The organism is Mycolicibacterium lutetiense (genome assembly GCF_017876775.1).
GTDB lineage: Bacteria > Actinomycetota > Actinomycetes > Mycobacteriales > Mycobacteriaceae > Mycobacterium > Mycobacterium lutetiense.
In genome coordinates, this window is the sequence record NZ_JAGIOP010000001.1 from 1119445 (window position 1) to 1146028 (window position 26584).

Below are 26584 nucleotides of genomic sequence, written 5' to 3' on the forward strand. Positions count from 1 at the left end.
GACCTCGGAAGATCCGTCGTCGAAGCCCCGCGGTACCAGGCAGATGCGGCTGCCCGGCACCCTGGCCGAGATCGAGGGCAGCCCGCAGGGTCCGGAGATCGGCGCGTTCTTCGACCTCGACGGCACCCTGGTGGCCGGATTCACCGGGGTGATCATGACCAGAGATCGGTTGCGTCGCGGTCAGATGGGCGTCGGCGAGTTCATCGGAATGGTGCAGGCCGGGCTCAACCATCAGCTGGGGCGTTCGGAGTTCGAGGACCTGATCGGCAAGGGCGCCCGGATGCTGCGGGGCAACTCGCTCAGCGATCTCGACGAGCTGGGCGAGCGGTTGTTCGTCCAGCACGTCCAAGGCCGCATGTACCCGGAGATGCGTGCGATGGTCCATGCTCACATGGCCCGAGGCCACACCGTGGTGCTGAGCTCCTCGGCGCTGACGGTGCAAGTGGAGCCGGTGGCACGCTTTCTCGGCATCGACAACGTGCTGTGCAACAAGTTCGAGACCGACGAGGACGGCCTGATCACCGGCGAAGTGATGAGACCGGTGATCTGGGGCCCGGGCAAAGCCCGTGCGGTGCAGAACTTCTCGGCGGCCAACGGGGTGGACCTGACCAAGAGCTACTTTTACGCCGACGGCGACGAGGACGTTGCCCTGATGTACCTGGTGGGCAATCCGCGGCCGACGAATCCGGCCGGCAAGTTGGCCGCCGTTGCGGCCAAGCGCGGCTGGCCGATACTGAAGTTCAGCAGCCGCAGCGGCAGCAGTCCTGTCTCACAACTGCGCACACTGGCCAGCCTGGCGACCATCCCGACGGTCGCGGCCGGCGCGATCGGACTCGGGTTGTTGACCCGCAACAAGCGCACCGGGGTCAACTTCTTCACCTCGAACTGGAGCAAACTGCTCATGCTCACCACGGGCATCGAGCTCAACGTCCTGGGGGAGGAGAACCTGACCGCGCAACGCCCCGCGGTGTTCATCTTCAATCATCGCAACCAGGCCGACCCGATGATTGCCGGCCGGCTGGTCGGGGTGGACTTCACCGGCGTCGGGAAAAAAGAACTGGAACGCAACCCACTGATGGGGCCACTCGGGAAGGTCATGGATGCGGCATTCATCGACCGCGACGACCCGGAGAAAGCCGTCGAAAGCCTGCATCGCGTGGAAGAGCTTGCCCGCAAAGGCTTGTCGATCCTGATCGCCCCCGAGGGCACCCGTCTGGACACCACCGAGGTCGGGCAGTTCAAGAAGGGTCCCTTCCGCATCGCAATGGCCGCAGGAATTCCGATCGTGCCGATCGTGATCCGGAACGCCGAGGTGATCGCGGCCCGCGATTCCAGCACGTTCAACCCGGGCACGGTGGACGTCGCGGTGTATCCGCCGATACCGGTGGACGACTGGACCGTCGACAACCTCACCGACCGCATCGCCGAGGTCCGCCAGATTTACCTCGACACCCTCAGATCCTGGCCGCAGGACGAGTTGCCCACGTTCGACATCTATGCCCGCACGTCCGCCGAGAAGGCCGCGCCGCGCCAGACCGCCAAGAAGGCGGCTGCCAAGACCGTGCCGGCCAAGAAAGCACCGGCGAAAAAGGCTGCCCCCAGATCGACCCCGAAGGGCCGACCGTGACCAGGGGAGTCGACGATTTCGCCAGCTTCAGCACCGCCGACGACGCGCTGGTGCTCGCATCGGTGTCCTCGCCGGCCGAACTGGAACTGCTCAACGACTGGCTCAAGACGCAGCGGCACGAACATCCCGACTCCACGGTCGAGGTACTGCAGTTGCCGGCCACCGACGAACCGGCGCCAGGGGTAGTGGCCCGACTGGTCGAAGAACTGGAGGCCGACGAGGACCGCATGGTGGTTCCGGTCCGCGTGTTCTGGGTGCCCGCCGGCCTACCCACCCGGTTGAAAGTGGTCGGGTTGATCTCGGGCCGCGACACCTACCGCCCGCCGGAGATCCTGCAGCGACGTATTCTGCGCAAGAACCCGACGCGCGCGCGGGTCGTGGCCGGTGAACCGGCCAAAGTGTCGGAACTGCGCCAGCAGTGGAGTGAGACAACGGTCGCGGAGAACTCCAGGGAATTCGCCCGATTCGTACTCCGCCGGGCGGCACTGGCGATCGAGCGGGTGGAGCTTCGCCTGCTGGGCCCCGAGTACAAGTCGCCGCGACTGGTCAAGCCCGAGATGCTGGACTCGGCACGATTCCGGCACGGCCTGGAACAGATTCCCGGGGCGACGGTGGCGAAGGCCGGCGAGATGCTCGACGAGCTCTCCACGGGATGGAGTCGCTTCTCGGTGGATCTGATCCCGACCATGGGCCGGGCCATCTTCAGCCGTGGATTCGATCCGCGTATCGACTACGACCGCTCCGAGATCGAGTCGATGCGTCATGCGCTGGAACAACATCCGGCGGTGCTGCTGTTCTCGCACCGGTCATATCTCGACGGGGTCATCGTCCCGGTGGCCATGCAGGAGAACCGACTTCCTCCGGTATACACGTTCGCCGGGATCAACTTGTCGTTCGGCCTGATGGGTCCGTTGTTCCGGCATTCCGGCGTCATCTTCCTGCGCCGCAAACTCGATGACCCGCTGTACAAGTACGTGCTGCGGCAGTACGTCGGCTACATCGTGGAGAAGCGGTTCAACCTGAACTGGTCCATCGAGGGCACCCGCTCCCGGACCGGAAAGATGTTGCCGCCCAAGCTCGGACTGCTCGCCTACGTCGCCAACGCCTACCTCGACGGCCGCAGCGAAGACATCCTGTTGCAGCCGGTGTCGATCAGTTTCGACCAGCTGCACGAGACGGCCGAGTACGCCGCCTATGCGCGAGGTGGCGAGAAGACACCCGAGGGTCTGAGCTGGCTGTACAACTTCATCAAGGCACAGGGCGAACGCAACTACGGCAAGATCTATGTCCGCTTCCCCGAAGCGGTTTCGATGCGTGAGCACCTCGGTGAGCCGGGCGGCGACATGGTCCACGACGAGGCCGCCAAACGCCTGGCGATGCAGAAGATGGCGTTCGAGGTGGCCTGGCGGATCCTGCGGGTCACCCCGGTCAACGCCACCAACCTGGTGTCGGCGCTGTTGCTGGGCGCGCGTGGCGTCGCGCTGACCGTCGATCAGCTGCACCACACGCTGCAGGACTCGCTGGACTACCTGGAACGCAAGAACACGCCGGTGACCAACAGCGCGCTGCGGCTGCGGACCGCCGAGGGAGTGCGCTCAGCCGTCGACGCCCTCTCCGGCGGGCACCCGGTGACGCTGGTGGACAGCGGACGTGAACCGGTGTGGCGGATCGCTCCCGAGGACGAACTGGAAGCGGCGTTCTACCGCAATTCGCTGGTCCATGCCTTCCAGGAGACCTCGATCGTCGAACTGGCCCTGGCGTATGCCGCCCGCGTCACCGGCGACCCACTGCAGGCATTCTGGGACCAGGCGATGCGGCTGCGCGATCTGCTCAAGTTCGATTTCTATTTCGCCGATTCGGCGGCCTTCCGCGACAACGTCGCCGAAGAGCTGTCGTGGTACGAGCGCACGCCGGAAGGAAAAGCGGCCGGAGGCTGGGAAGCGAAGGCTTCCGGCGGAGGCGACCACATCTATCAGATGCTGCGTCTCAAACGGCCGATGTTGGCGGGCGCGATGCTGCGGCCGTTCTTCGAGGCCTACGGGATCGTCGCCGACGTGTTGCGCGACGCGCCTGCCGAGATCAAGGAGCATGATCTGACCAAACGGGCGCTCGGCGTCGGGCGTCAGTATGTCGCCCAGGGGCGGGTGGGCAGCAACGAGTCGGTCTCGGCGCTGCTGTTCGCCACCGCGCGGCAGGTGGCGGCCGATCAGAACCTGCTGGACAGCGGGCCGAATCTGCAGGAACGTCGCAATGCCTTCCGCGACGAACTGCGCGGGATCATCGCGGATATGGACAAGGTCGACGAGATCGCGCGTGAGCAGTACTCCCTCAGGGAGCGGCAGCGCCGCGCCGAGCGACGCGCATCCGGCTAGGCGACGAGGGTGACGAGGGTGTGGTGTCTCCCACGCCATACCCTTGGACCATGACTTCTGCCGGCCAGGTGACCGCATCCAGCGTGCGTAACAGCGCGGTCTGGCCCGTCCTGGTCGGTGTGGCCGTGTTGGCCGGGGCAGTGGCCGCGGGCATCGGCGCGCTGTCACTGGCGGACGCGCTGACCGCGACCGGCCTACCCAACCCCGGGCCGGTCACCACCTACGGCCTGCCGTTCGTCCGGGCCGCCGGCGAGATCGCCGCCGTCGTCGCGGTGGGAGCCTTCCTGTTCGCGGCGTTCCTGGTGGCACCGCAGACCAACGGTGTGCTGGATGTGGCCGGTTACCGGGCCCTTCGGCTCGGGACGGTGGCTTCGGGCGTGTGGACGGTATGCGCCGCTCTGCTGGTTCCGTTGACGATCTCCGACGTGTCCGGACAGCCGGTGCTCGATCACCTCGACCCGATCGACGTGTGGTCGGCAGCGAGCCTCGTCGACGTCTCCGTCGCCTGGCGCTGGACGGCGATCCTGGCCGCCGGCGTCACCATCGCGAGCCTGCCGGTGCTGCGATGGGGGTGGACGCCGGTGTTGCTGGCCGGATCCCTGCTCACGCTGATGCCGCTGGTCCTGACCGGACATTCGTCGTCGGGCGGCGCCCACGATCTGGCCACCAACAGCCTGTTCATCCACCTGGTGGCGGCCGCGCTGTGGGCCGGGGGACTGCTGGCGTTGTTGGCCCACGCCATCCGTGTCGGGCGCGGGGCCGACGGCGCCGACACCGCCCTGGCCGCGCGACGATTCTCGGCACTGGCGCTGTGGTGCTTCATTGCCATGGCCATCAGCGGGGCACTCAACGCACTGGTCCGGATCCAGCTGCCCGATCTGGTCCGCACCGACTACGGCTGGCTGCTGGTGGGCAAGATCGTCGCGCTGAGTCTGCTCGGCGTGCTGGGTTGGCGACAGCGCCGGGTCAGCCTGACCGCCCTGGCCACTGACCCCGGCGCGCGCACACCACTCATCCGGTTGGCGCTGACCGAGGCTGCGCTGTTCGGCGTCACGTTCGGTATCGCCGTCGGGCTGGGCCGTACCCCACCGCCACCGGAGCCGAGGATTCCCAGCGCGACCGAGGTCGCGATCGGTTACGACTTCGCCGGGCCGCCGACGATCGCCCGGGTGTTGTTCGACTGGCGGTTCGACCTGCTGTTCGGGACCGCGGCGATCATCGCTGCCGCGGTGTACCTGGGCGCGGTGTACCGACTGCGCCGACGCGGCGACGCCTGGCCGGTGGGCCGCACGTTCGCCTGGCTGCTGGGCTGCGCGACCCTGCTGTTCACCACGTCCTCGGGGCTCGGACGCTACATGCCGGCGATGTTCAGCATGCACATGATCGCCCACATGATGCTGTCCATGCTGGTGCCCGTTCTCCTGGCGCTGGGCGGTCCGGTGACCCTGGCGTTGCGGGCACTTCCCGCCGTGGGCAAAGGATCGCCACCCGGCCCCCGGGAATGGCTCCTCGCGGCCCTGCATTCCCGGGTGTCGCAGTTTCTGACCCAGCCCATCGTCGCGACCGTGCTGTTCGTGGCCGGGTTCTACGGCCTGTACTTCGGCGGCATCTTCGACGCCGCGGTCAGCAACCACGCCGCACACATCCTGATGAACGTGCACTTCCTTTTGTCGGGCTACCTCTTCTACTGGGTGGTGATCGGTGTGGACCCGACGCCGAGGCCCGTTCCGCACCTGGTCAAGATCGGGATGGTCTTCGCGTCACTGCCGCTGCACGCATTCTTCGGCGTGGTGATGATGGGCATGCAGACCGTGCTCGGCGAAAGCTTCTACCGGTCACTGCAATTGCCGTGGCATACCGATCTGCTCGGAGACCAACATCTCGGTGGTGGCATCGCCTGGGCGGCCGGGGAAGTCCCGCTGGTCATCGTGATGTTGGCGTTGCTGATCCAGTGGCGGCGCAGCGATCAACGCACCGCCAAGCGGCTCGACCGCGCCGCTGACCGCGATGACGACGCCGATCTGGCGGCCTACAACGCCATGCTCGCCGAGATGGCGCGGCGCGACACCCCGCCGCGTTAGTCACCGGTCGTAAATCGGGGTTATCCCCAGCCTGCGTTTCATCCACAGCCGACGGGTGCGTCGGGTCCGCTGCGCGTCTGCTGTCGGGGTGCCGACGGTCAATGGCTGCGTAAGGCGGTCGACGCTTCGGCACCAGCCGCCGGAATCGATGAAGCGAAAGGAACCAGAAAATGTTCGAAACCCCGTTCACGATCGTGGGCAACATCATCACCAACCCGGTTCGGCTGAGGTTCGGCGATCAGGAGCTCTACAAGTTCCGGGTGGCCAGCAACTCGCGCCGGCGCAATTCCGACGGCTCGTGGGAGCACGGCAACTCGCTGTACGTCACCGTCAACTGCTGGGGAAATCTGGCCACGGGCGTCAGCGCCTCGCTCACGCGCGGCGACGCCGTGGTGGTGGTCGGCCACGTCTACACCAGTGAGTACGACGACAAGGACGGCGTGCGCCGGTCGTCGTCGGAGGTGCGGGCCACCGCGGTCGGGCCCGATCTGTCGCGCTGCACGGCCAAGCTCGCCCCCTTGCCGAAGCCGACCGCCGGCCCGGCACCCGAGCCTGAGCCCGGCCCGATGACCGACGACCCGGCCGAGGTGGAAACCGAGCCGGACGAGGGTGAGCTGCCACTGTCGGCCTAGCCGGATTCGGTCACGCCTAGGATGGGGCCCGAGCATTTCCGTCGATCTGAATCGACCCCCCAAGCTGCAGAAGGGCACATCACGGCATGGCCGAATTCATCTACACGATGCGCAAGGTCCGCAAGGCGCACGGCGACAAGGTCATCCTTGACGACGTCTTCCTGAACTTCCTTCCGGGAGCCAAGATCGGCGTCGTCGGTCCCAACGGGGCCGGTAAGTCGAGTGTTCTGAAGATCATGGCCGGCATCGACCAGCCCAACAACGGCGACGCCTTCCTCCAACCCGGCGCGACGGTCGGCATCCTGATGCAGGAGCCGGTGCTCGACGAGACCAAGACCGTCCGGGAGAACGTCGAGGCGGGCGTCGCCGTCAAGGCCAAGCTCAACCGGTACAACGAGGTCGCCGAGCTGATGGCCACCGACTACACCGATGAGCTCATGGAGGAGATGGGCCAGCTCCAGGAGGAGTTGGACGCCGCCGACGCCTGGGATATCGACTCCCAGCTGGAGCAGGCCATGGATGCGCTGCGCTGCCCGCCGCCCGACGACCCGGTCACCCACTTGTCCGGTGGTGAAAAGCGCCGTGTCGCGCTGTGCAAGCTGCTGCTGTCCAAGCCGGACCTGCTGCTGCTCGACGAGCCCACCAACCACCTCGACGCCGAGAGCGTGTTGTGGCTCGAACAGCACCTCGCCGACTACAAGGGCGCGATCCTCGCGGTCACCCACGATCGCTACTTCCTCGACAACGTCGCCGAGTGGATCCTCGAGCTCGACCGCGGCCGCGCCTACCCGTATGAGGGCAACTACTCCACCTACCTGGAGAAGAAGGCCGAGCGCCTGGAGGTGCAGGGCAAGAAGGACCAGAAGCTGCAGAAGCGGCTGAAGGAAGAGCTGGCCTGGGTGCGTTCGGGTGCCAAGGCCCGGCAGGCCAAGAACAAGGCCCGTCTGGACCGCTACGAGGAGATGGCCGCCGAGGCCGACAAGACCCGCAAGCTCGACTTCGAGGAGATCCAGATCCCGGCGCCGCCGAGGCTGGGCAACCTTGTGGTCGAGGTCAGCAACCTCGACAAGGGCTTCGAGGGCCGCACGCTCATCAAGGACCTGTCCTTCACATTGCCTCGCAACGGCATCGTCGGCGTCATCGGTCCCAACGGTGTCGGCAAGACCACGCTGTTCAAGACCATCGTCGGGCTCGAGCAGCCCGACAGTGGTGAGGTCAAGGTCGGCGAGACGGTCAAGCTGAGTTACGTCGACCAGAGCCGCGCCGGCATCGACCCGAAGAAGAACGTCTGGCAGGTCGTCTCCGACGGTCTGGACTACATCGAGGTCGGCCACAACGAGATCCCGTCGCGGGCCTACGTGTCGGCGTTCGGTTTCAAGGGACCGGATCAGCAGAAGCCGGCGGGCGTGCTGTCCGGCGGTGAACGGAACCGGCTCAACCTCGCGCTGACCCTCAAAGAGGGCGGCAACCTGATCCTGCTCGACGAGCCGACCAACGACCTTGACGTCGAGACGCTGTCCTCGCTGGAGAACGCGCTGGACCAGTTCCCCGGTTGCGCCGTGGTGATTTCCCACGATCGCTGGTTCCTGGACCGCACCTGCACGCACATCCTGGCGTGGGAGGGCGACGACGACAACGAGGCCAAGTGGTACTGGTTCGAGGGCAACTTCGGTGCCTATGAGGAGAACAAGATCCAACGTCTCGGTGCCGAGGCCGCGCGTCCGCACCGGGTGACCCACCGGAGACTGACCCGCGACTGACTCGTGACAGGTCAAAGGGCGCTGCGGGCTCGGTGACGCTACTAATGTCGCACCTACGCACCGATGCCGGTGTGTGGGCGTGAGTCAGGAGTGATCCGTATGACGGCCAAACCGGGAGCTCTCCCAGGGCAGGGAACCAACGACCGGGACCCCCGGCAGCCGTCGGCGGACGCGATCCACCGACTCGCGTTGGCATTCCTGTCCACCTATCGGGCTCCGCAGGCCGACGCACCCGGAATGACCGCCTCCGGTCCGCAGGCTGCCGGTGTTGCCGAGCGTCTGGTCTCCGACGACACGGTGGCCGCCCAGTATGCGCTGGGCGGCCAGCGGGCACCGGGGGAGACCAAGGTCTGCGTGTATCCGGGCGACAGTGATTCCGGCCCTGCGCTGCAGATTGTCACCGAGCAGGCAGCGATGCTGGTCGATTCGGTGACGGTGCTGCTGCACCGCCACGGGATCGCCTACCCGGCCATCATGAATCCGGTCTTGCGGGTGCGCCGCGATGCCGAAGGGGTGCTCCAGGACTTCCAGCCCGCAGCAGAGGCCACCGGCGTCGACGGCGTGGACGAATGCTGGATCCTGGTCCCGGTCAACGGGGCGGCCGACGGCCCGGCACTGACCGAGGTGGTCGGGCTGGTGCCCGGTGTACTGGCCGAGGCCCGACAGATCGGGCTGGATTCCGCAGCCATGGGTGCGGCACTGCACGCGCTGGCCAATGACGTGGCCACCGATGTCGACGGCCGGTTCCCCAATGCCGACCGCCGGGATGTCGCCGCACTGCTGCGCTGGTTGTCCGACGGACACTTCGTGCTGCTCGGGTACCAGCAGTGCGCGATCAGCGACGGGCAGGCATCGGTCGATTCAGCCAGTCGGCTCGGTGTGCTCAAGCTGCACGAGGATGTGCTCCCGCCGCTGACCGCCGCCGATGATCTGATGGTGCTGGCGCAGGCCACGATGCCGAGCTATGTACGCTACGGCGCCAATCCGTACATCGTCGTCGTCCGCGAGACCGGCGTTCGGGTCGTTGAGCATCGTTTTGTCGGCCTGTTCACGGTGGCTGCGATGAACGCCAATGTGCTGGATATCCCGTTGATCTCGCGACGCGTCGAGGAGGCGCTGGCCATGGCGCGGCGCGACCCCAGTCACCCAGGTCAGCTGCTGCGTGACATCGTCCAAACCATCCCGCGTCCCGAACTGTTCGCGTTGAGTTCCAAGCAGCTGCTGGACATGGCGCTGACCGTCGTGGACCTCGGGTCGCGCCGCCGTACTCTGCTGTTCTTGCGCGCGGATCAGCTGGCGCACTTCGTGTCCTGCCTGGTGTACCTGCCCCGCGACCGCTACACCACCGCGGTGCGGCTGGAAATGCAGGACATCCTGGTGCGCGAGCTCGGCGGGGAGAGCATCGACTACTCGGCACGGGTCAGCGAATCTCCTTGGGCAGTAGTCCATTTCATGGTTCGCTTACCCGACGGAGCGATCTCGCACACCGTGGACACCTCCAGCGAGAACGAGAACCGGATCCAGAACCTGCTGACCGAGGCCACCCGCAACTGGGGTGATCGGATGACCAGCGCTGCGGCGCACGCGTCCCTCAGTCCCGCCGCCGTCGAGCACTATGCCTCGGCGTTCCCGGAAGATTACAAGCAAGCCGTCGCGCCGGCGGATGCCATTGCCGATATCGCGATCATCGAAGCCCTGGAAGATGATTCGGTGAAACTGGTGTTCGCCGAGGGGGAGGACGACGGGCTTGGCCAGCTCACGTGGTACCTCGGCGGACAATCTGCCTCACTGAGCGAGCTGCTGCCGATGCTGCAGTCCATGGGTGTGGTGGTGCTCGAAGAGCGTCCGTACACCGTGCGCCGCGCCGACGGCCTGCCGGTCTGGATCTACCAGTTCAAGGTGGCTCGGCAGCGTGGCATTCCCGATGAACCCGACGCGGCTTCGCGTGCGGCCACCGCCCAGCGGTTCGCCGATGCGGTGACCGCGATCTGGCACGGCTGGGTCGAGGTGGACCGGTTCAATGAGCTGGTGCTGCGCGCCGACTTGACCTGGCAGCAGGTGGTGATTCTGCGCGCCTACGCGAAGTACCTGCGCCAGGCCGGTTTTCCGTACAGTCAGTCACACATCGAGTCGGTGGTCAACGAGAATCCACACACCACGCAGTCGCTGGTGCAGCTGTTCGAGGCGCTGTTCGACCCGTCCGAGGACACCGCGGGGACCCGCGACGCCCAGGGGGCGGCTACTGCGGTGGCCGAAGACATCGACGCGTTGGTGAGCCTGGACACGGACCGGGTGCTGAGGGCCTTCGCCACCTTGATCCAGGCCACCTTGCGCACCAACTATTTTGTGCAGCAGCCGGATTCGGCGCGTCAACGCGGTGTGGTGGCGATGAAGCTGAACCCGGGCCTGATCAACGAACTGCCCCTGCCGCGGCCCAGGTTCGAGATCTTCGTGTACTCGCCCCGGGTGGAGGGCGTGCACCTGCGGTTCGGGTTCGTGGCGCGCGGCGGGTTGCGCTGGTCGGACCGTCGCGAAGACTTCCGCACCGAGATCCTCGGGCTGGTCAAGGCCCAGGCCGTGAAGAACGCCGTCATCGTGCCGGTCGGCGCCAAGGGCGGGTTCGTGGTCAAGCGGCCGCCCGAACTGACCGGTGACGCCACGGTCGACCGGGAAGCGACGCGCGCCGAAGGCGTTGCGTGCTACCAACTGTTCATCTCCGGACTGCTCGACGTGACCGACAACGTCGACAAGGGAACCGGTGCCGTCATCACACCACCGGAGGTGGTGCGCCGCGACGGAGAGGACGCCTATCTGGTGGTCGCGGCCGACAAGGGCACGGCCACGTTCTCCGACATCGCCAACGAGGTCGCCAAGTCCTACGGGTTCTGGCTCGGCGACGCGTTCGCCTCGGGCGGTTCCATCGGATATGACCACAAGGCCATGGGCATCACCGCCAGGGGCGCCTGGGAATCGGTGAAGCGGCACTTCCGGGAGATGGGGGTGGACACCCAGAGCCAGGACTTCACCGTCGTCGGGGTCGGCGACATGAGCGGCGACGTGTTCGGCAACGGCATGCTGCTGTCGAAGCACATCCGGCTGATCGCCGCCTTCGACCACCGGCACATCTTCGTCGATCCCAACCCCGATGCCGCCCGATCCTGGGTGGAACGCCAACGACTGTTCGAGCTGCCGCGGTCCAGCTGGGAGGACTACGACGCCACCCTGATCAGTGAGGGCGGCGGTGTCTTCAGCCGCCAACAGAAGTCCATCCAGGTCAGCCCCCAGGTCCGCGCCGCACTCGGCCTCGACGACGACATCGAGGAAGTCACGCCGCCTGTCCTGATGAAGGCCATCCTCAAGGCTCCGGTGGACCTGCTGTGGAACGGCGGCATCGGTACCTACGTGAAGGCCGAGACCGAGGGCGACGTCGGCGATCGCGCCAACGACCAGATCCGGGTGTGCGGTAACGAGGTGCGGGCCAAGGTCATCGGGGAGGGCGGCAACCTCGGCGTGACGTCGCTGGGGCGCATCGAATTCGACCTGGCCGGCGGTCGGATCAACACCGACGCGCTGGACAACTCCGCCGGTGTCGACTGCTCGGACCACGAGGTCAACATCAAGATCCTGATCGACTCGCTGGTCACCGCGGGCCAGATCGAACCCGGGCAGCGCACCGAACTGCTGCTGTCGATGACCGACGAGGTCGGGGCCCTGGTCTTGACCGACAACAAGCACCAGAACGATCTCATGGGCACCAGCCGGGCCAACGCCGCGAGCATGCTCTCGGTGCACGCCCGGATGATCAAGGAATTCGTGGCCAACCGAGGGCTCAACCGCGAGCTGGAGGCGCTGCCCTCGGAGGAGGAGATCCGGCGTAGAGTCGACGCCGGAATCGGTTTGACCTCACCCGAATTGGCCACCCTGATGGCCCACGTCAAACTCAATCTCAAGGACGACGTGCTGGCCAGTGAGCTGCCCGATCAGGAGGTGTTCGCCTCCCGGCTGCCGCAATACTTCCCGGCGAAGCTGCGCGAACAGTTCACCCCTGAGATCCGGTCGCATCAGCTGCGCCGGGAGATCACCACCACCATGCTGGTCAACGATCTCGTCGACACCAGCGGGATCAGCTACGCCTACCGCATCACCGAAGACGTCGGGGTCGGCCCGGTCGACGCGGTGCGCAGCTACGTCGCCACCGACGCCATCTTCGGAATCGGTGAAGAGTGGCGCCGGATCCAGGCCGCAGGCGCCGCCGGGGTGCCGGTGTTCGTCACCGACCGGATGACACTGGATCTGCGCCGGTTGGTCGACCGGGCCGGGCGCTGGCTGCTCAACTACCGTCCGCAGCCGTTGGCCGTCGGCGCCGAGATCAACCGGTTCGCCGCCCAGGTGTCCGCCCTGCGCCCGCAGATGCCGCAATGGCTGCGCGGTGACGACAAGGCGATCGTCGCGAAGGAGGCCGGCGAGTTCGCCGCGCAGGGCGTCCCCGAAGACCTGGCCTACGCGGTGGCGACCGGGCTGTACCGGTACAGCCTGCTCGATGTAATCGACATCTCCGACATCGTTGACCGTGATGCCGCCGAGGTGGCCGACACCTACTTCGCGTTGATGGACCACCTCGGCTCCGACGGGCTGCTCACCGCCGTCTCCCGACTCAGTAGAGACGATCGGTGGCATTCCCTGGCGCGGTTGGCGATTCGCGACGACATCTACGGTTCACTGCGGTCGTTGTGCTTCGACGTGCTCGCGGTCGGTGAGCCCGACGAGACCGGTGAGGAGAAGATCGCCGAGTGGGAGCTGACCAACAGCTCCCGAGTGACCCGCGCCCGCCGCACGCTGAGCGAGATATACGAAGATGGTGAGCAGGACCTGGCGACGCTGTCTGTGGCGGCGCGGCAGATCCGCAGCATGACACGAACGAGTGGAACGGGAACGACTGCGTGAGCTTTACAACTCCGGTGCACGTGCGCTGGTCGGATATCGACATGTACCAGCACATCAATCACGCCACGATGGTGACGCTTCTCGAAGAGGCCCGGATACCGTTTCTGCGTGAGCCCTTCGGCGCCACCATCGAAACCATCGGCCTGCTGATCGCCGACGTCAGCATCGCCTACAAGGGGCAGCTGCGGCTCGTGGACTCGCCGCTACAGGTGACCATGTGGTCCAAGCGGGTGCGCGCCGTCGACTTCACCATCGGCTACGAGGTGCGCTCGCAGCACGCGGCTCCTGACTCCAAGCCCTCGGTGATCGGTGAGACCCAACTGGCCGCTGTACACATCGGTGAGCAGCGTCTGGAACGTATGACCGCCCAGCAGCGCAGCTATCTGGAGAGCCACCTGCGATGACCGCCCCCGAGCGCGGTCTGTGGATCGACGATCCGCGCGACCGGGAGGATCTCGCGACGTTCCTCGACCGTGCCCTGCGGTTGGACGATGCCGCGGTGGTGCGACTCCGCGAACGCGGCGGCGGAGCTGGTGTCGTGGCCTGGGTGGCGACCGGGTTGGAGGTGTTGGCCAGCCGGGTGGTGACAGCTCGGGTACGCCCATCGGATCTGTCCGCCGGAGCTGACGCCCTGGTGACCGGCTTGTCCACTGCGGGAGACGGATACGTCGATCCCGGCTTCCCGATGGACTCGGCCTGGCGCGGTGGCCTGCCACCCGAGGACGGATTCATCCACCTCGACGACGTTCCCGCGCGGGTGATGCTCGACCTGGCTCAGCAGGGCAGTGCCCTGGCCCGCGAGCACGGGAGTGCCCACGGGCCGCCGACCGCGCTCCTGGATCAAGAGGTCATCGCCGTCAGCGCGGGCGACGTGTCTGTCGCGGTGCCCATGCGATGTGTTTTCGCCTTGACCGCCATGGGTTTTCTGCCGCAGACCGGCAACGAGGTCAGTGAAGAGGAGATCGTCCGGGTCCGCGCGCACCCGTCGTGGTTGCGCATCGACGCGCGGTTCGGGTCGGTGTACCGCCGCCGCGACGGCGCCGCGCTGATCCTGGGTTGATTTTCCCGCCTCGTCGCGGCGCTTTGTCACGCCAGAGTGGCCGTCGAGCTCGAGTGTCACGCTAGAGTGGCCGGCCGGGCCGGGCCATCTCCGCTTTGTCACGCCAGAGTGGCCGTAGAAGGTGAGCGCCACTCTGGCGTGACACTCGGCGGGCGCGGGCGCGGGCGTGACATTCGGCGGGCGCGGGCGAGGGAACTGGACCGGCTCAGACAACCCAGGCAGCGGCGTCCGGCGGGAGCAACCCGGCGCCGAACGCCGCGCTGCTCAGCAGAACCTCCCCGGGCGGCAACGGCACCGGCTCGGTACCCGTGTTGAGGACACACACCAGGCCACCGTCACGCCGCAATGTCAGAAGGTCACCGGAAGTGGCCAACTCGATGCTACCGGCGAATTCCGTACGGCTGGAGCGTAATTGGATTGCCTGACGATAGAATTCCAAGGTCGATGCCTGGTCGCCGAGCTGGCGCTGCACCGTCAGCGGCGCCCACTCGGCCGGCATCGGCAGCCAGGTCTCGGCACTGGAAGAGAAACCGAATGGCGGCGCATCACCCGACCACGGCATCGGCACCCGGCAACCGTCACGTCCGCGTTCGGTGTGACCCGAGCGCTTCCACACCGGATCCTGGAGTACGTCGTCGGGCAGTTCGACGTTGGGCAGCCCGAGTTCCGCACCGTTGTATACGAATACCGCCCCCGGCAGCGCCAGCATCACCAGGGCCATGGCGCGTGCCCGCGCCAACCCCCGGGATCCGCCGCCGTAGCGGGTGACCTCGCGTTCCACGTCGTGGTTGGACAGCGTCCAGGTCGGAGTCGCCCCGGCGAGATCGGCAGCGGCCATCGCATTGTCGATCGCGTCGTGGACATCGCCGGCGTCGAAATCGGCTTGCACCAGACGGAAATTGAAGCCGAGGTGCAACTCGTCCGGCCGCAGGTATTTGGCGAAGCGTTCATTGCCGTGCACCCACACCTCGCCGACGGCCACCGCGTCGGGATAGTCGTCGAATACGGTGCGGATGAAGCGGTGGATGTCGTGCACGCTGTCGTTGTCGAACCGCGGGTCATCGTCGCTGTTCCGCAGCAGCGCGGTGTCGGTGACCGCCATGTCGGGGAGTTCGGCCGGCTTGGCCATGCCGTGCGCCACATCGATGCGGAAGCCGTCGACCCCGCGATCGAGCCAGAACCGCAGCGTGCGCTCCAGATCCTCGAACACCTCGGGGTGGTTCCAGTTCAGGTCGGGCTGGGCGGGGTCGAACAGGTGCAGATACCACTGGCCCGGTCGGCCGTCGGGCTCGGTGATGCGGGTCCAGGCCGGCCCACCGAACACCGACACCCAGTTGTTCGGCGGTCTGTCACCGTGCGGGCCACGGCCGTCGCGGAAGATGTACCGGTCGCGTCGCCGCGGATCGGCCAAAGCCTCGACGAACCACGGGTGCGCCGAACTGGTGTGGTTGGGTACCAGGTCCATGGTGACCCGGATACCGCGGGCGTGCGCGGCATCGAGCAGCTGGTCCAAGGCCTCGATGCCGCCGAACAGCGGGTCGACGTCGCGCGGGTCGGCGACGTCGTAACCGTGGTCGGCCATCGGCGACACCATCACCGGGTTGAGCCACAGGGCGTCGACGCCGAGCGCTGCCAGGTAGTCCAGCCCGGCGCTCACCCCGTCGAGGTCACCGACCCCGTCGCCGTTGCTGTCCCGGAATGAGCGGGGATAGACCTGGTAGAAAACCGCGTCCGCCCACCACCGGCGCATCTCAGAACGCCGAGTTCACCATCGAGTCTGCGGCCATGTCGAGGTAGTCCAGCAGCGCGCGCCGGTGTGGCTCGTCCAGCGTCGCCGAGTCGATGGAGGCCACCGCGGTGTGCATGCAACGCAGCCAGGCGTCGCGTTCGAGGTACCCGATCCGGAACGGTGCGTGCCGCATTCGCAACCGGGGGTGGCCGCGCTGGTCGGAGTATGTCCTGGGCCCGCCCCAGTACTGCTCAAGGAACATCCGCAGCCGCTCCTCGGCGCCGTCGATATCGTCCTCGGGGTACAGCGGCAGCAGGATCTCGTCCTCGCGCACGAGTTGGTAGAACCGCGACACGATCGCTGCGAACGTCTCGTGGCCACCGACTTCGTCGTAGAAAGATCGCTGCACCTGCGTCACGTCACTCATTGTGGTCCATTGTGGCCGCAGCGGACGTCCGGGCCGGTCATGGCGGTCTGGTCGCCTCATGTTCATTGGACTGACCTGCGAACACCCGAAGAATTTCCGTGCGTATTGCGGGGATCCGTGGTGGACTGTCTCCTCGGAGGCTCCATGGCGCACAGCAGAAAAAGCCATATACGACGGACCGGCCACGTTCCCGGCCCATCGGGACCCCATGTGCCCAATCGCCCGCTCCACAGCGTCGACGTACTTCCCACCACCGCGCCCGACGCGTCCCTGTGGGGACGCCGCCGCGTCCTGCTGCTCAACTCCACCTATGAACCGCTGACCGCGCTTCCGCTGCGGCGCGCGGTGATCATGGTGATGTGCGGCAAAGCCGACGTTCTGCACGACGACCCGTCGGGACCCGCCATCCACTCGGCCACCCGCACCATCGTGGTGCCCTCGGTGATCCGGCTGCGCACGTTCGTGCGGGTGCCGTACCGGGCCCGCGTCCCGATGACCCGCGCCGCGTTGATGCACCGCGACCGTTTCCGTTGCGCGTACTGCGGTGGGCGAGCCGACACTGTCGACCACGTGGTCCCGCGCAGCCGCGGTGGTGAGCATTCGTGGGAGAACTGTGTGGCGGCGTGCGGGCCGTGCAACCACCGCAAGGCGGACCGGTTGCTGGCTGAACTGGGCTGGTCACTGCGGTGCGCGCCGATGCCGCCGAAGGGTCAGCACTGGCGGCTGCTGTCGACGATCAAGGAGCTCGACCCGGCCTGGGTGCGCTATCTCGGCGAGGGCGCGGCATGATGCCCGACTTGCGGGGCACTCTCGGCGCGTCGGTGCACCGCGACTGATACGGTTTGCGCGTGAGCACAGCACTTACCCATTCCCTCCTCGGAGGGGTTCCGCTGTTGTTGTTCGTGGTCCTGGCGTTGATCTTCATGACCCGCAGGGGACCGCACCCGGCTACCTACAAGATGTCCGAGCCGTGGACCCACGAGCCCATCCTGTGGGCTGCCGAGGAGCCGCAGGATCACGGGCACGGCGGGCATGATTCACACGGCGTGACGATCGGAGGCGGCGCAAGTGGCAAGTGGTGAACTGGCGACTGCCACGCAGGACCTGGACCTGCCCTACGGCTACGCCCTGACGTACAGCGGTCGGATCTCGGGAGTTACCGAGCCCGGTGAGCTGTCGGTGCACTACCCGTTCCCGACGATGGACCTCGTCGTCCTCGACGACGCGCTGAAGTACGGGTCGCGGGCGGCCAAGGCCCGGTTCGCGGTCTACATCGGCGACCTGGGTGCGGACACCGCGGCCACGGCACGCGAGATCCTGGCCAAGGTGCCGACCCCCAACAATGCGGTGCTGCTTGCGGTCTCACCCGATCAGCACGCCATCGAGGTGGTCTACGGCGCCGACGTCAAGGGCCGTGGCATCGAAGAGGCTGCCCCGCTGGGCGTCTCGGCGGCTGCCGCCTCCTTCAAGGAAGGCAACTTGATCGACGGTCTGATCAGCGCCGTGCGCGTGCTGTCGGCCGGCGTTGCCCCCGCCTGATTTTCCATACCTGGCACCGAGCGTGCGTGGTTGTCATACGACGGCCACGCACGCTCGCTGCATTTGTGGGGTCGGCTAACCCACCAGCGCGTTGCGGATCTCCACATAGCGCGTCAAGAACATCCGCTCGTCGAGCCGTTTGCGCCGCATCCAGGTGCTGACCTCGAAGTTGCACTTGCTGGCATTGCACGACCCGCATGCCGGTACCACGTTGTCCACGGTGTAGCGCCCGCCGCGCGAGATGGCCATCACGCAGTCCTTCTGGAACGGGCCACCCGCGCCGCCGCAGTACGCGCACCCGCCCCACGCCGCTTTGATGGCCTCCCACTGCTCGTCGGTGAGGTCGTGGACCACGAGGTCCATCCGACGCTTGCGCTTGCGGGAAGCCCGGGCCGCGCGGGTTCGACTGACCGCCATCGGCCAAGCCTATTTGCCCCGCGAGCGTGCGCAGAATGCTCCTCCGACACGGCGTGTCGGGGCGCAGACGCGCACGCTCGCGGGGGCAGACGAATCAGCTCACATCGAAGGCACGGGCGCGCAGGGAACGCTCCACGCCGGCACGTCCCTCGATCACCAGGCGGCGCAGCGCGGGCGGCACCTCGGGATCGGACAGGAAGGCGTCAGCCGCATCGAGCCCGTTGCGGCTGATGTCCCACGACGGGTACAGCCCGATCACCACGGTCTGCGCGACCTCGCTGGACCGCCGCTCCCACACCCCGGAGATCGCGGCGAAGTAGCGAGTCGTGAACGGCGCCAGCAGTTCGGCCTGGCCGGGCTGCACAAAGCCGCCGACGATTGCACGGGTGGTGATGTTGGCGATCGTGTCGTCCTCGATGACCTGCTCCCACGCCGCGGACTTCACGACGTCCTGCGGGCGGGCCGCCGATGCCGCCGCGGCCTGACGCTTGCCTGCCGCGGTCGGGTCGCTCTCGGCCTCGGCGTCGATGAACGGCGTCTCGGGTCCATCGGCGTCGATCTGTCCGGTGCGGGCCAGCGCGGTGACGATCCGCCAGCGCAGATCGGTGTCGATCACCAGGCCGGGCATGTTCACCTCGGCCGGTTCGTTGTCGAGCAGTGTCGACAGCACGGCGACGTGGTTCGCCGACAGCACCGAGGTGCACAGCGCGTTCACGAAGGCGAGCTGGTGATCAGAACCGGGGGCAGCGTCCCGCGCCCGATCGAGCAGCGCATCGGCGAACGCCGGCCAGCCGATCTCGGTGGCCCACGCGGGATCTGCGTAAGAACCGAGTGCGGTCTGGGCCTGCATCAGGAGGCGCTGCGCGACACCCACCTCGGATTCGGCGTGGATACCGCTCATCACCAGGGCGACGAAGTCGCGGGCCTTCATCTCGGCCTCGCGCGTCATCTCCCAGGCCGCCGACCAGGCCAGGGTCCGGGGGAGTGGATCGGCGATATCGGCGATCCGCGACAGCACGGTCGACAGCGAGGTCGGGTCCAGCCGCAGCGAGCAGTACGTCAGGTCGTCATCGTTGACCAGGATCAGCTTCCCGCGTGAAACACCCACCAGGGCAGGGACATCCGTGACCGGACCCTCCACGTCGAGCTCCTCGCGGTGTACCCGCACGAGCTTGCCCGAGCCGGCAGGGTCGTCGTCGTAAATGCCGACGGCCAGCCGGTGCACCCGGGTCTCCCCGGCGCCCGGCGCCGCCCCCGACTGCGCGATGACGAACCGGGTGAACGCACCCGAATCGTCCACATCGAAATCAGCCCGCAGCGTGTTCAAACCCGTTGTCTTGAGCCACTGTTGACCCCAGCCGGACAGGTCGCGCCCGGAGGACTTCTCCAGTGCGCCCAACAGGTCGCCGAACGTGGCGTTCCCGAACGCGTGGTCGCGGAAGTAGTCGCGCAGCCCGGACAGGAACTCTTCGAGCCCGACGTAGGCCACCAGCTGCTTGAGCACCGAGGCACCCTTGGCGTAGGTGATGCCGTCGAAGTTGACCTCGACCGCGGCCAGATCCGGGATGTCGGCGGCAACCGGATGGGTCGAGGGCAGCTGATCCTGCCGGTAGGCCCAGGACTTCTCCACATTGGCGAAAGTGGTCCACGCCGTGTCGTATTCGGTGGCCTCGGCCTGGCAGAGCACCGACGCGAACGTCGCGAAGGACTCGTTGAGCCACAGGTCGTCCCACCACTGCATGGTCACCAGATCGCCGAACCACATGTGTGCCATCTCGTGCAGCACGGTCTCGGCGCGGCGCTCGTAGGAGGCCCGGGTCACCTTGGAGCGGAAGACGTAGTCCTCCAGGAACGTCACCGCGCCGGCGTTCTCCATGGCGCCCGCATTGAACTCGGGCACGAACAGCTGGTCGTACTTGCCGAAGGCGTACGGCGTGCCGAAATTGGCGTGGTAGAAGCCGAAGCCCTGCTTGGTTTCGGTGAAAAGCCGCTCGGCGTCCATGAATTCGGCCAGCGAGGCCCGGCAGAAGATGCCCAGCGGGATCTCGCCGTGGGTATCGGAATACGAATCCCGCCACACCGCGTAGGGTCCGGCGATCAGCGCCGCCAGGTAGGTGCTCATCTTCGGCGTGGTGGCGAAGGTGTGCACGGTGACCGGCCCGTCGGGTTCGGCGGCGGCGGTCGCCCCGTTGGAGATCACCTGCCAGTGCGAGGGCGCGGTGACCTGGACGTCGAAGGTGGCCTTCAGGTCCGGCTGGTCGAAGCAGGCCAACATCCGCTTGGCGTCGGCGGTCTCGAACTGCGAGTACAGGTAGACCTCGTCGTCGACCGGGTCGACGAACCGGTGCAGGCCCTCACCGGTGTTGGAGTACAGGCAGTCGGCATCGACGACCAGGACGTTGTGGGCGGCCAGCCCGGACAACGTGATGCCAGTGGATTCGTCGTAGCCGGATACGTCCAGCGCGACGCCGTTGAGCGTGGCGCTGCGCACCGTGTCGGCCGACAGGTCGATGAAGGTGTCGGAGCCGGCGAGGGCATCGAACGTCACCGTCGTGGTGGACCGGAAGGTGCGGTCGCCGGGGTTGCCGGAGCCGTCGGTGAGGTCGAGGACGACGCGGTAATTGTCGACGGTGACCAGAGCGGCGCGCTCGACGGCCTGTTCGCGGGTGAGATTGGGAAGTGCCACCCGTCCAACCTAGTGGCTGGACGGCGGCCGGACCCGGCCTACCGGGGGAAGCCGGCGATCCCGGCCAGTCCGTTGAGGGCGTCCAGGTTGTTCAGGATCGACCCGTCGCCGATCGAGGACATCATCTGCGGGCAGTACATCTGGATGGCGATGCCGGTGAAGAACGACGCCATCTGTGGGGACATGCCGCCGTCGCCGCGCATCTGGGAGGCCACCGACGCGAAGTCCTTGCCCGGCTCGACCAGCATCGGACACACGTCCTGGCCCATCTGCACTGCGGTACCCGGATCGCCGTAGCCCACCCCGGCGTTGTTCAGCGCGTTCAGGAATGAGCTGTCGGTCGGATCGGCCGGGGCCGGCACCGGGTCGGCCTGCGCCGGAACTGCCAACGCGAGGGCGGCGGCGACGGCACCGGCCGTCGCCAGGAAGGCACGAGCGGCCATATTGAGCTCCTCAGATATCACGCAGAACCCGTACATCGCTCTGCTCACTTGGGCAACAGTGGTTCACCAGGGTCACAGGAACACCACGTTTCGGTAAAGGTTCGCGCACTATGCGTTTCCTGTGCTGCTGCCGTGACTTCATCATGCATGTCGACATGCCGGCGACATGCCAGTCACCCTGATTGTCGCAATCGCTCCCCGGATAGTTACTCGCATCGGGAACATCTCGGCGAGGGTGCACAGTTGTGCTGAACGCAGTTGTGCCTTGAACCACACGAGAGGAACGCGTAGATGGCTCCCCAGGATCAACCCAACGATCAACAGGACACCGCCGGCTTCTGGTTCGACCCGCTGTGCCCCTGGTGCTGGATCACCTCACGCTGGATCCTCGAAGTCGAGAAGGTCCGCGACATCGACGTGCAGTTCCACGTCATGAGCCTGGCGGTACTCAACGAGGGCCGGGACCTGTCCGAGAACTATCAGGAACTGATGAAGAAGGCGTGGGGCCCCGTCCGTGTCGCCATCGCTGCCGAAGAGCTCAAGGGGCCGGAGATCCTCGGTCCGCTGTACACCGCGATGGGATTCCGGATTCACAATCTGAACAACAAGGACCTCGATGAGGTGATCGCGCAGTCACTCGAAGAGGTCGGCCTGCCCGCCGAACTGGCGGAGGCCGCCGAGTCCGACAAATACGACGAGGCGCTGCGCAAGAGTCATCATGCCGGGATGGACGCCGTCGGTGACGACGTCGGCACCCCGACCATTCACGTCAACGGGGTCGCCTTCTTCGGCCCGGTGCTCTCGAAGATCCCGCGTGGCGAAGAGGCCGGCAAGCTCTGGGATGCCTCGGTGACATTCGCGTCGTATCCGCATTTCTGGGAGCTCAAGCGCTCCCGCACCGAGAGCCCCGAGTTCGAATGAGCGGGTAACGCCGAGCGCGAGCATGCCGGGCAGGGGGGCGTCGTCTGCGAGAATGACCGCCATGCGCGTCTACATCGGTGCCGACCACGCCGGATTCGAATTCAAGAAAACCATCATCGAACACCTCAAGAAGACCGGCCACGAGCCGATCGACTGCGGTGCGTACAGCTATGACGCCGACGACGACTACCCGGCGTTCTGCATCGACGCGGCGGTCAAGACCGTCGCCGACCCGGGCAGCCTGGGCATCGTGCTCGGCGGCTCGGGCAACGGTGAGCAGATCGCCGCGAACAAGGTGCCCGGCGCACGATGTGCCCTGGCCTGGAGCGTCGAGACCGCCAAGCTGGCTCGCGAGCACAACAACGCGCAGCTGATGGGCCTGGGCGGACGCATGCACACCGAGGAGGAGGCGCTGGCCATCGTCGACGCCTTCCTGGCGACCCCGTGGTCGGAGGCCGAGCGCCACCAACGCCGCATCGACATCCTCGCCGCCTACGAGAAGGACCACGTGGCCCCGCCGGTGCCCGGCGCCTGACCGTGCCCGAAGGGCACACCCTGCACCGGCTGGCCCGGCTGCACCAGAAACGTTTCGGCCGGGCGCCGGTGCTGGTCTCCAGCCCGCAGGGCCGCTTCACCGACGGTGCGGCGGCGGTCAACGGGCACGTGTTCACCCGGGCCGACGCCTGGGGCAAGCACCTGTTCCACCATTACGACGGCGGCCGGGTGGTGCACATCCACCTCGGCCTGTACGGCACGTTCACCGAAGTGCCCGTCCCGCTGGGGCTGCCGGTCGGCCAGGTGCGGATGCGGATCGTGGGCACCGAGTACGGCACCGACCTTCGCGGGCCGACGGTGTGTGAGGTGATCGCCGAACCCGACATTGCCGGTGTGGTCGCGCGGCTCGGCCCCGACCCGCTGCGCAAGGACGCCGACCCCGCGTCGGCCTGGGCGCGAATCAGCAAGTCGCGCAGGTCGATCGGTGCGTTGTTGATGGACCAGTCGGTGATCGCCGGGGTCGGCAACGTGTACCGCAGTGAGCTGCTGTTCCGTCATCACCTGGACCCGTACCGGCCGGGTACGCATGTGGGGCAGGACGAATTCAGCGCCATGTGGACCGATCTCGTCGAGCTGATGAAGGTCGGGGTCCGCCGGGGCAAGATCGTCGTCATCCGCCCAGAACACGATCACGGTGCGCCGGCCTATGGTCCGGGCCGTCCGCGCACCTACGTCTACCGCCGGGCGGGGGAGGCCTGCCGGGTGTGCGGGACCGCAGTGCGCACCGCAGAACTGGAGGGCCGCAACCTGTTCTGGTGTCCCGACTGCCAGGTGTGAGTGCGCGCGGGCGGAGCGGACACGGGACAATCTCCCGGTGGAATTGATCCTCGTCGTTGTCGGAGCCATCCTCGTCACAGCAATCGCGCATCGGCGAGGTCTCGAACCTGCCCTGATCATCGTGGTGATCGGCAGCGTGGTGTCGTTCCTCCCGGGCTTCGAACCGCCCGAACTTGATTCGCACATTCTGCTGACGGTGGTGCTGCCGCCGCTGCTGTACTCGGCAGCCCTGGACTTCTCCTTCCCGACGTTCTTCCGCAACATCCGCCCGATCCTGGGTCTCGGCATCGGGCTGGTCGTGGTGACGGCCTTCGCCGTGGCGGCGGTGTCGTCCTGGTTGGTGCTGGTGCCGCTGACCTTCGGGCTGGCACTGGTGCTCGGCGCGATCGTCGCACCACCCGACGCCGTCACCGCCGTAGCGGTGGGGCGCAAGCTGGGTCTGCCCAAACGCGTGATGGCGATCCTCACCGGAGAGAGCCTGATCAACGACGCCGCCGCGCTGACGCTGTTCTCCATCGCGGTGGCACAGGTCGCCGGCAGCCACACCTTCATCGAGAACCCGTTCCTGCTCTTCGGCTACAGCGCCGTCATCGGTCCGTTGGTCGGGGCACTACTGGGCTATGTGACGTTGTGGATTCGCAAGCAACTGGACAATCCAGGACTGGAGACCGTGCAGGGGTTGGTGGTGCCGTTCGCGGCGTTCATCACCGCCGAGGAGTTACACGCATCCGGTGTGTTGGCAGTGGTGGTCGCCGGCTTCATCGTCGGCAACGGCGCGATGGGCGCCGGGTATCAGACCCGACTGCAGGAGCGGTACGTCTGGAACTCGTTGGACGTGTTACTCGAGGCCTTCGTGTTCGCTTACATCGGTCTGCATCTGCGCTTCGTCCTGGAGGATCTGCAGGAAGCCCACGAGTCCATTGCCGTGGTCGGGGTCGCTTCGGCGATCGTGTTGGTGATCGTGCTGATGATCCGACCGTTGTCGGTGTTCCTGATGTTCGGGCGCAACAAGCTGTCCCGGCACGTGGAGAACAAGTTCAGCGCGCCGGTTTCCGACGGCACCCGCGGCCTGTTCGGCCGGGTCAGACGAAAGCCCAAGGCGCACTGGCGCACCCTGATCGATCGCCGGTCGTTGAGCTGGCGGGAGAGCGTCGTCGTGTCCTGGACCGGAATGCGCGGAGTGGTGACGCTGGCCGCGGCCGCCGCGATCCCGGTCACCACCGCGTCGGGCGAACCGTTCCCGGAACGGGCCACCATCCAGGCCATCGCGTTCATTGTGAGCGTGGGCACCCTGTTGATCCAGGGTTGGACGTTGCCGCTACTGATCCGCCGACTGAACCTGTCCCGGTTCTGCGACGATCACGCGGCGGACCGGGAAGAGGAACTGAAGGCCGAACGGGTGGTGCACGATGCGGCCGACGAGGTGCTCGACGCGTTCGAGGCGGACCCACCCGAAGGCCTGGACCGGGGTGTGGTGAGCGAGATCCGCGCGGTGATCGCCCGGCATTCGCAGGACGCCGACGAGATGCCCGACCCCGAGGCGCTGACGAAACGAGCGGCGGTGTTCACGGGTCTCTATCGCGATGTGCTGTCGGCGCAACGTGGCGCGCTCATCGCCGAGCGCGATGAAGGGCGCATCGAGGATGAGGCGGTGCGCGCCATGCTCGAACGCCTGGACCTCCAGGAGGCTGGTGTGTCGGCGCGTCTGGAGAGCCGCCTCTAGAGACTGCTCGGCAGAAGGTCAGAAGCCCCCGAAATCACCGCCGAAGTCGCCGAACCCGCCACCGTCGAAATCACCGCTATCCCAGCCGCCGGCGTCCGTACCGCCCCAGTCGCCGCCGTCGGCGCCGCCGGTGTCACCACCGTCGAAACCACCGCCGTCCTGGCCCGCGGCGAGCCCGTCGGAGTAGCCGTCACCGTAACCGTTCTCGAAACCCTGTGAGCCGTAGCCGACTCCGTGCATACCCGAGAACATCGCATCGAACAGCAACACCGATCCCAGGCCCCAGGCGCCGGCCACCAACGCCGGCTTCCACCACGGCTCGGAGTACCAGCCCGCCGGCACCGGGCGCCCGGCCACGCGGCCGCCGGGGTAGTAGTTCGGGGTGCGCTGCGACGGGGTCGGGGAGGCCTCGATCTCGCGGCCCTCGAAGTTGATCCGACGGTCCTCGGTGACCTCGCCGGCCGAACGCTGTCCGCTCAACGACTCCAATTCCGGACCCGGATCCATGCCCATCGCAGTGCGGGCCGCGCGCACGTAATAGAGGCCCTCGATGGCACTCTCCTTGGCCAGCGCGGCCTGCTTGCCCGTGGTGGCCTGATCGATCTGCGAGGACGCCGCGGTGTAGCGCTCGGAGGCGTCTGCCAGCGCCTGCTTGGACGCATCGTCGGACCCGGTGAGGTTGAGCACCTGCCCCCCGAGACGCTCGATCAGTCGGCGGGCGTCAGCCTTGGCGTCGGCCAGGGACTCCGCGGAGCGGCGACCATTGGCCTGCGACGAGCTGTAGACGGCAAACGCGATCGCGGCGATGACCAGGACGATGAGTATCAGCAAAACGCTGTTCATGGCGTCCAGCGTACCGACGGAAATCGGTGATTCCGGGTCCTCGAAGCG

The 26584-nt window shown here is 66.9% G+C and carries 21 protein-coding genes; 15 read left to right on the top strand and 6 right to left on the bottom strand.

Features of this window, described 5'->3' with window-relative positions; all coding sequences use genetic code 11:
• The first annotated feature begins 43 nt into the window (after positions 1-43).
• The 8 genes from JOF57_RS05425 to JOF57_RS05460 all read left to right on the top strand — a co-directional run bounded on the left by JOF57_RS05425 (position 44) and on the right by JOF57_RS05460 (position 14476).
• Positions 44-1627, top strand: a complete 1584-nt coding sequence (locus tag JOF57_RS05425; RefSeq protein ID WP_209915841.1) for an HAD-IB family hydrolase/lysophospholipid acyltransferase family protein — start codon at positions 44-46, stop codon at positions 1625-1627.
• Positions 1624-3999 (top strand): glycerol-3-phosphate 1-O-acyltransferase, encoded by a 2376-nt coding sequence (locus tag JOF57_RS05430; protein ID WP_209914459.1) that lies wholly within the window; start codon positions 1624-1626, stop codon positions 3997-3999. Before JOF57_RS05425 ends, JOF57_RS05430 begins: the two co-directional genes overlap by 4 nt.
• Positions 4000-4049: 50 nt before the next feature.
• On the top strand, positions 4050-6080 hold the full coding sequence (locus JOF57_RS05435; protein ID WP_209914462.1) for a bifunctional copper resistance protein CopD/cytochrome c oxidase assembly protein: 2031 nt from the start codon (positions 4050-4052) through the stop codon (positions 6078-6080).
• Positions 6081-6250: 170 nt separating this feature from the next.
• Complete coding sequence (locus JOF57_RS05440; protein WP_209914463.1) at positions 6251-6712, top strand: single-stranded DNA-binding protein; 462 nt, start codon at positions 6251-6253, stop codon at positions 6710-6712.
• 86 nt (positions 6713-6798) lie between these two features.
• Positions 6799-8472, top strand: a complete 1674-nt coding sequence (gene ettA / locus JOF57_RS05445; protein ID WP_209914466.1) for an energy-dependent translational throttle protein EttA — start codon at positions 6799-6801, stop codon at positions 8470-8472.
• Between the two features lie 99 nt (positions 8473-8571).
• A complete protein-coding gene (locus JOF57_RS05450; protein ID WP_234937726.1) occupies positions 8572-13416 on the top strand; it encodes an NAD-glutamate dehydrogenase in 4845 nt (1614 codons plus the stop codon).
• Positions 13413-13820, top strand: a complete 408-nt coding sequence (locus JOF57_RS05455; RefSeq protein ID WP_209914469.1) for an acyl-CoA thioesterase — start codon at positions 13413-13415, stop codon at positions 13818-13820. The genes JOF57_RS05450 and JOF57_RS05455 overlap by 4 nt, the downstream gene beginning before the upstream one ends.
• Positions 13817-14476: a DUF8010 domain-containing protein gene (locus JOF57_RS05460; RefSeq protein WP_209914472.1), complete on the top strand. Its 660-nt coding sequence runs from the start codon at positions 13817-13819 to the stop codon at positions 14474-14476. The genes JOF57_RS05455 and JOF57_RS05460 overlap by 4 nt, the downstream gene beginning before the upstream one ends.
• Before the next feature lie 205 nt (positions 14477-14681).
• Here the strand turns inward: JOF57_RS05460 and JOF57_RS05465 are convergent, their stop codons facing one another.
• Together JOF57_RS05465 and JOF57_RS05470 are read right to left on the bottom strand one after the other, a co-directional pair.
• A complete protein-coding gene (locus JOF57_RS05465) occupies positions 14682-16226 on the bottom strand; it encodes a glycoside hydrolase family 13 protein (RefSeq protein ID WP_209914475.1) in 1545 nt (514 codons plus the stop codon).
• Position 16227: 1 nt separating this feature from the next.
• On the bottom strand, positions 16228-16632 hold the full coding sequence (locus JOF57_RS05470; protein WP_234937727.1) for a globin: 405 nt from the start codon (positions 16630-16632) through the stop codon (positions 16228-16230).
• Positions 16633-16776: 144 nt separating this feature from the next.
• Between JOF57_RS05470 and JOF57_RS05475 the strand changes: the two genes are divergently transcribed.
• Genes JOF57_RS05475 through JOF57_RS05485 form a run of 3 tightly spaced genes read left to right on the top strand, consistent with a single transcriptional unit; the run spans position 16777 to position 18171 of the window.
• On the top strand, positions 16777-17421 hold the full coding sequence (locus JOF57_RS05475; protein WP_209914478.1) for an HNH endonuclease: 645 nt from the start codon (positions 16777-16779) through the stop codon (positions 17419-17421).
• A gap of 59 nt (positions 17422-17480) precedes the next feature.
• Positions 17481-17714 carry an aa3-type cytochrome oxidase subunit CtaJ gene (gene ctaJ / locus JOF57_RS05480; protein ID WP_209914480.1) on the top strand — a complete coding sequence of 78 codons (234 nt, stop codon included), beginning with the start codon at positions 17481-17483 and terminating at the stop codon, positions 17712-17714.
• Positions 17701-18171 (top strand): DUF5130 domain-containing protein, encoded by a 471-nt coding sequence (locus JOF57_RS05485; protein ID WP_209914483.1) that lies wholly within the window; start codon positions 17701-17703, stop codon positions 18169-18171. The genes ctaJ and JOF57_RS05485 overlap by 14 nt, the downstream gene beginning before the upstream one ends.
• 75 nt (positions 18172-18246) lie before the next feature.
• Here JOF57_RS05485 and JOF57_RS05490 read toward each other — a convergent pair whose 3' ends face one another.
• From JOF57_RS05490 to JOF57_RS05500, 3 genes are all read right to left on the bottom strand, one after another.
• Positions 18247-18588 carry an HNH endonuclease gene (locus JOF57_RS05490; RefSeq protein ID WP_209914486.1) on the bottom strand — a complete coding sequence of 114 codons (342 nt, stop codon included), beginning with the start codon at positions 18586-18588 and terminating at the stop codon, positions 18247-18249.
• A gap of 94 nt (positions 18589-18682) precedes the next feature.
• Positions 18683-21274: an aminopeptidase N gene (gene pepN, locus JOF57_RS05495; protein WP_209914488.1), complete on the bottom strand. Its 2592-nt coding sequence runs from the start codon at positions 21272-21274 to the stop codon at positions 18683-18685.
• Between the two features lie 38 nt (positions 21275-21312).
• The gene (locus JOF57_RS05500) at positions 21313-21717 is read right to left on the bottom strand and encodes a DUF732 domain-containing protein (RefSeq protein WP_209914490.1); all 405 of its coding nucleotides are present in this window, start codon (positions 21715-21717) and stop codon (positions 21313-21315) included.
• Between the two features lie 291 nt (positions 21718-22008).
• Here JOF57_RS05500 and JOF57_RS05505 point away from each other — a divergent pair, with 291 nt between their 5' ends.
• From JOF57_RS05505 to JOF57_RS05520, 4 genes are all read left to right on the top strand, one after another.
• On the top strand, positions 22009-22638 hold the full coding sequence (locus JOF57_RS05505) for a mycothiol-dependent nitroreductase Rv2466c family protein (RefSeq protein ID WP_209914492.1): 630 nt from the start codon (positions 22009-22011) through the stop codon (positions 22636-22638).
• Between the two features lie 61 nt (positions 22639-22699).
• Complete coding sequence (locus tag JOF57_RS05510; protein ID WP_179964453.1) at positions 22700-23173, top strand: ribose-5-phosphate isomerase; 474 nt, start codon at positions 22700-22702, stop codon at positions 23171-23173.
• A gap of 2 nt (positions 23174-23175) precedes the next feature.
• Positions 23176-23970 (top strand): Fpg/Nei family DNA glycosylase, encoded by a 795-nt coding sequence (locus JOF57_RS05515; protein WP_209914495.1) that lies wholly within the window; start codon positions 23176-23178, stop codon positions 23968-23970.
• A gap of 37 nt (positions 23971-24007) precedes the next feature.
• Entirely contained in the window at positions 24008-25693 is a 1686-nt protein-coding gene (locus tag JOF57_RS05520) for a cation:proton antiporter (protein WP_209914497.1), read from the top strand.
• An 18-nt stretch (positions 25694-25711) separates the two neighbouring features.
• Here the strand turns inward: JOF57_RS05520 and JOF57_RS05525 are convergent, their stop codons facing one another.
• A complete protein-coding gene (locus JOF57_RS05525) occupies positions 25712-26536 on the bottom strand; it encodes a DUF1542 domain-containing protein (RefSeq protein ID WP_209914500.1) in 825 nt (274 codons plus the stop codon).
• Positions 26537-26584: the final 48 nt, after the last annotated feature.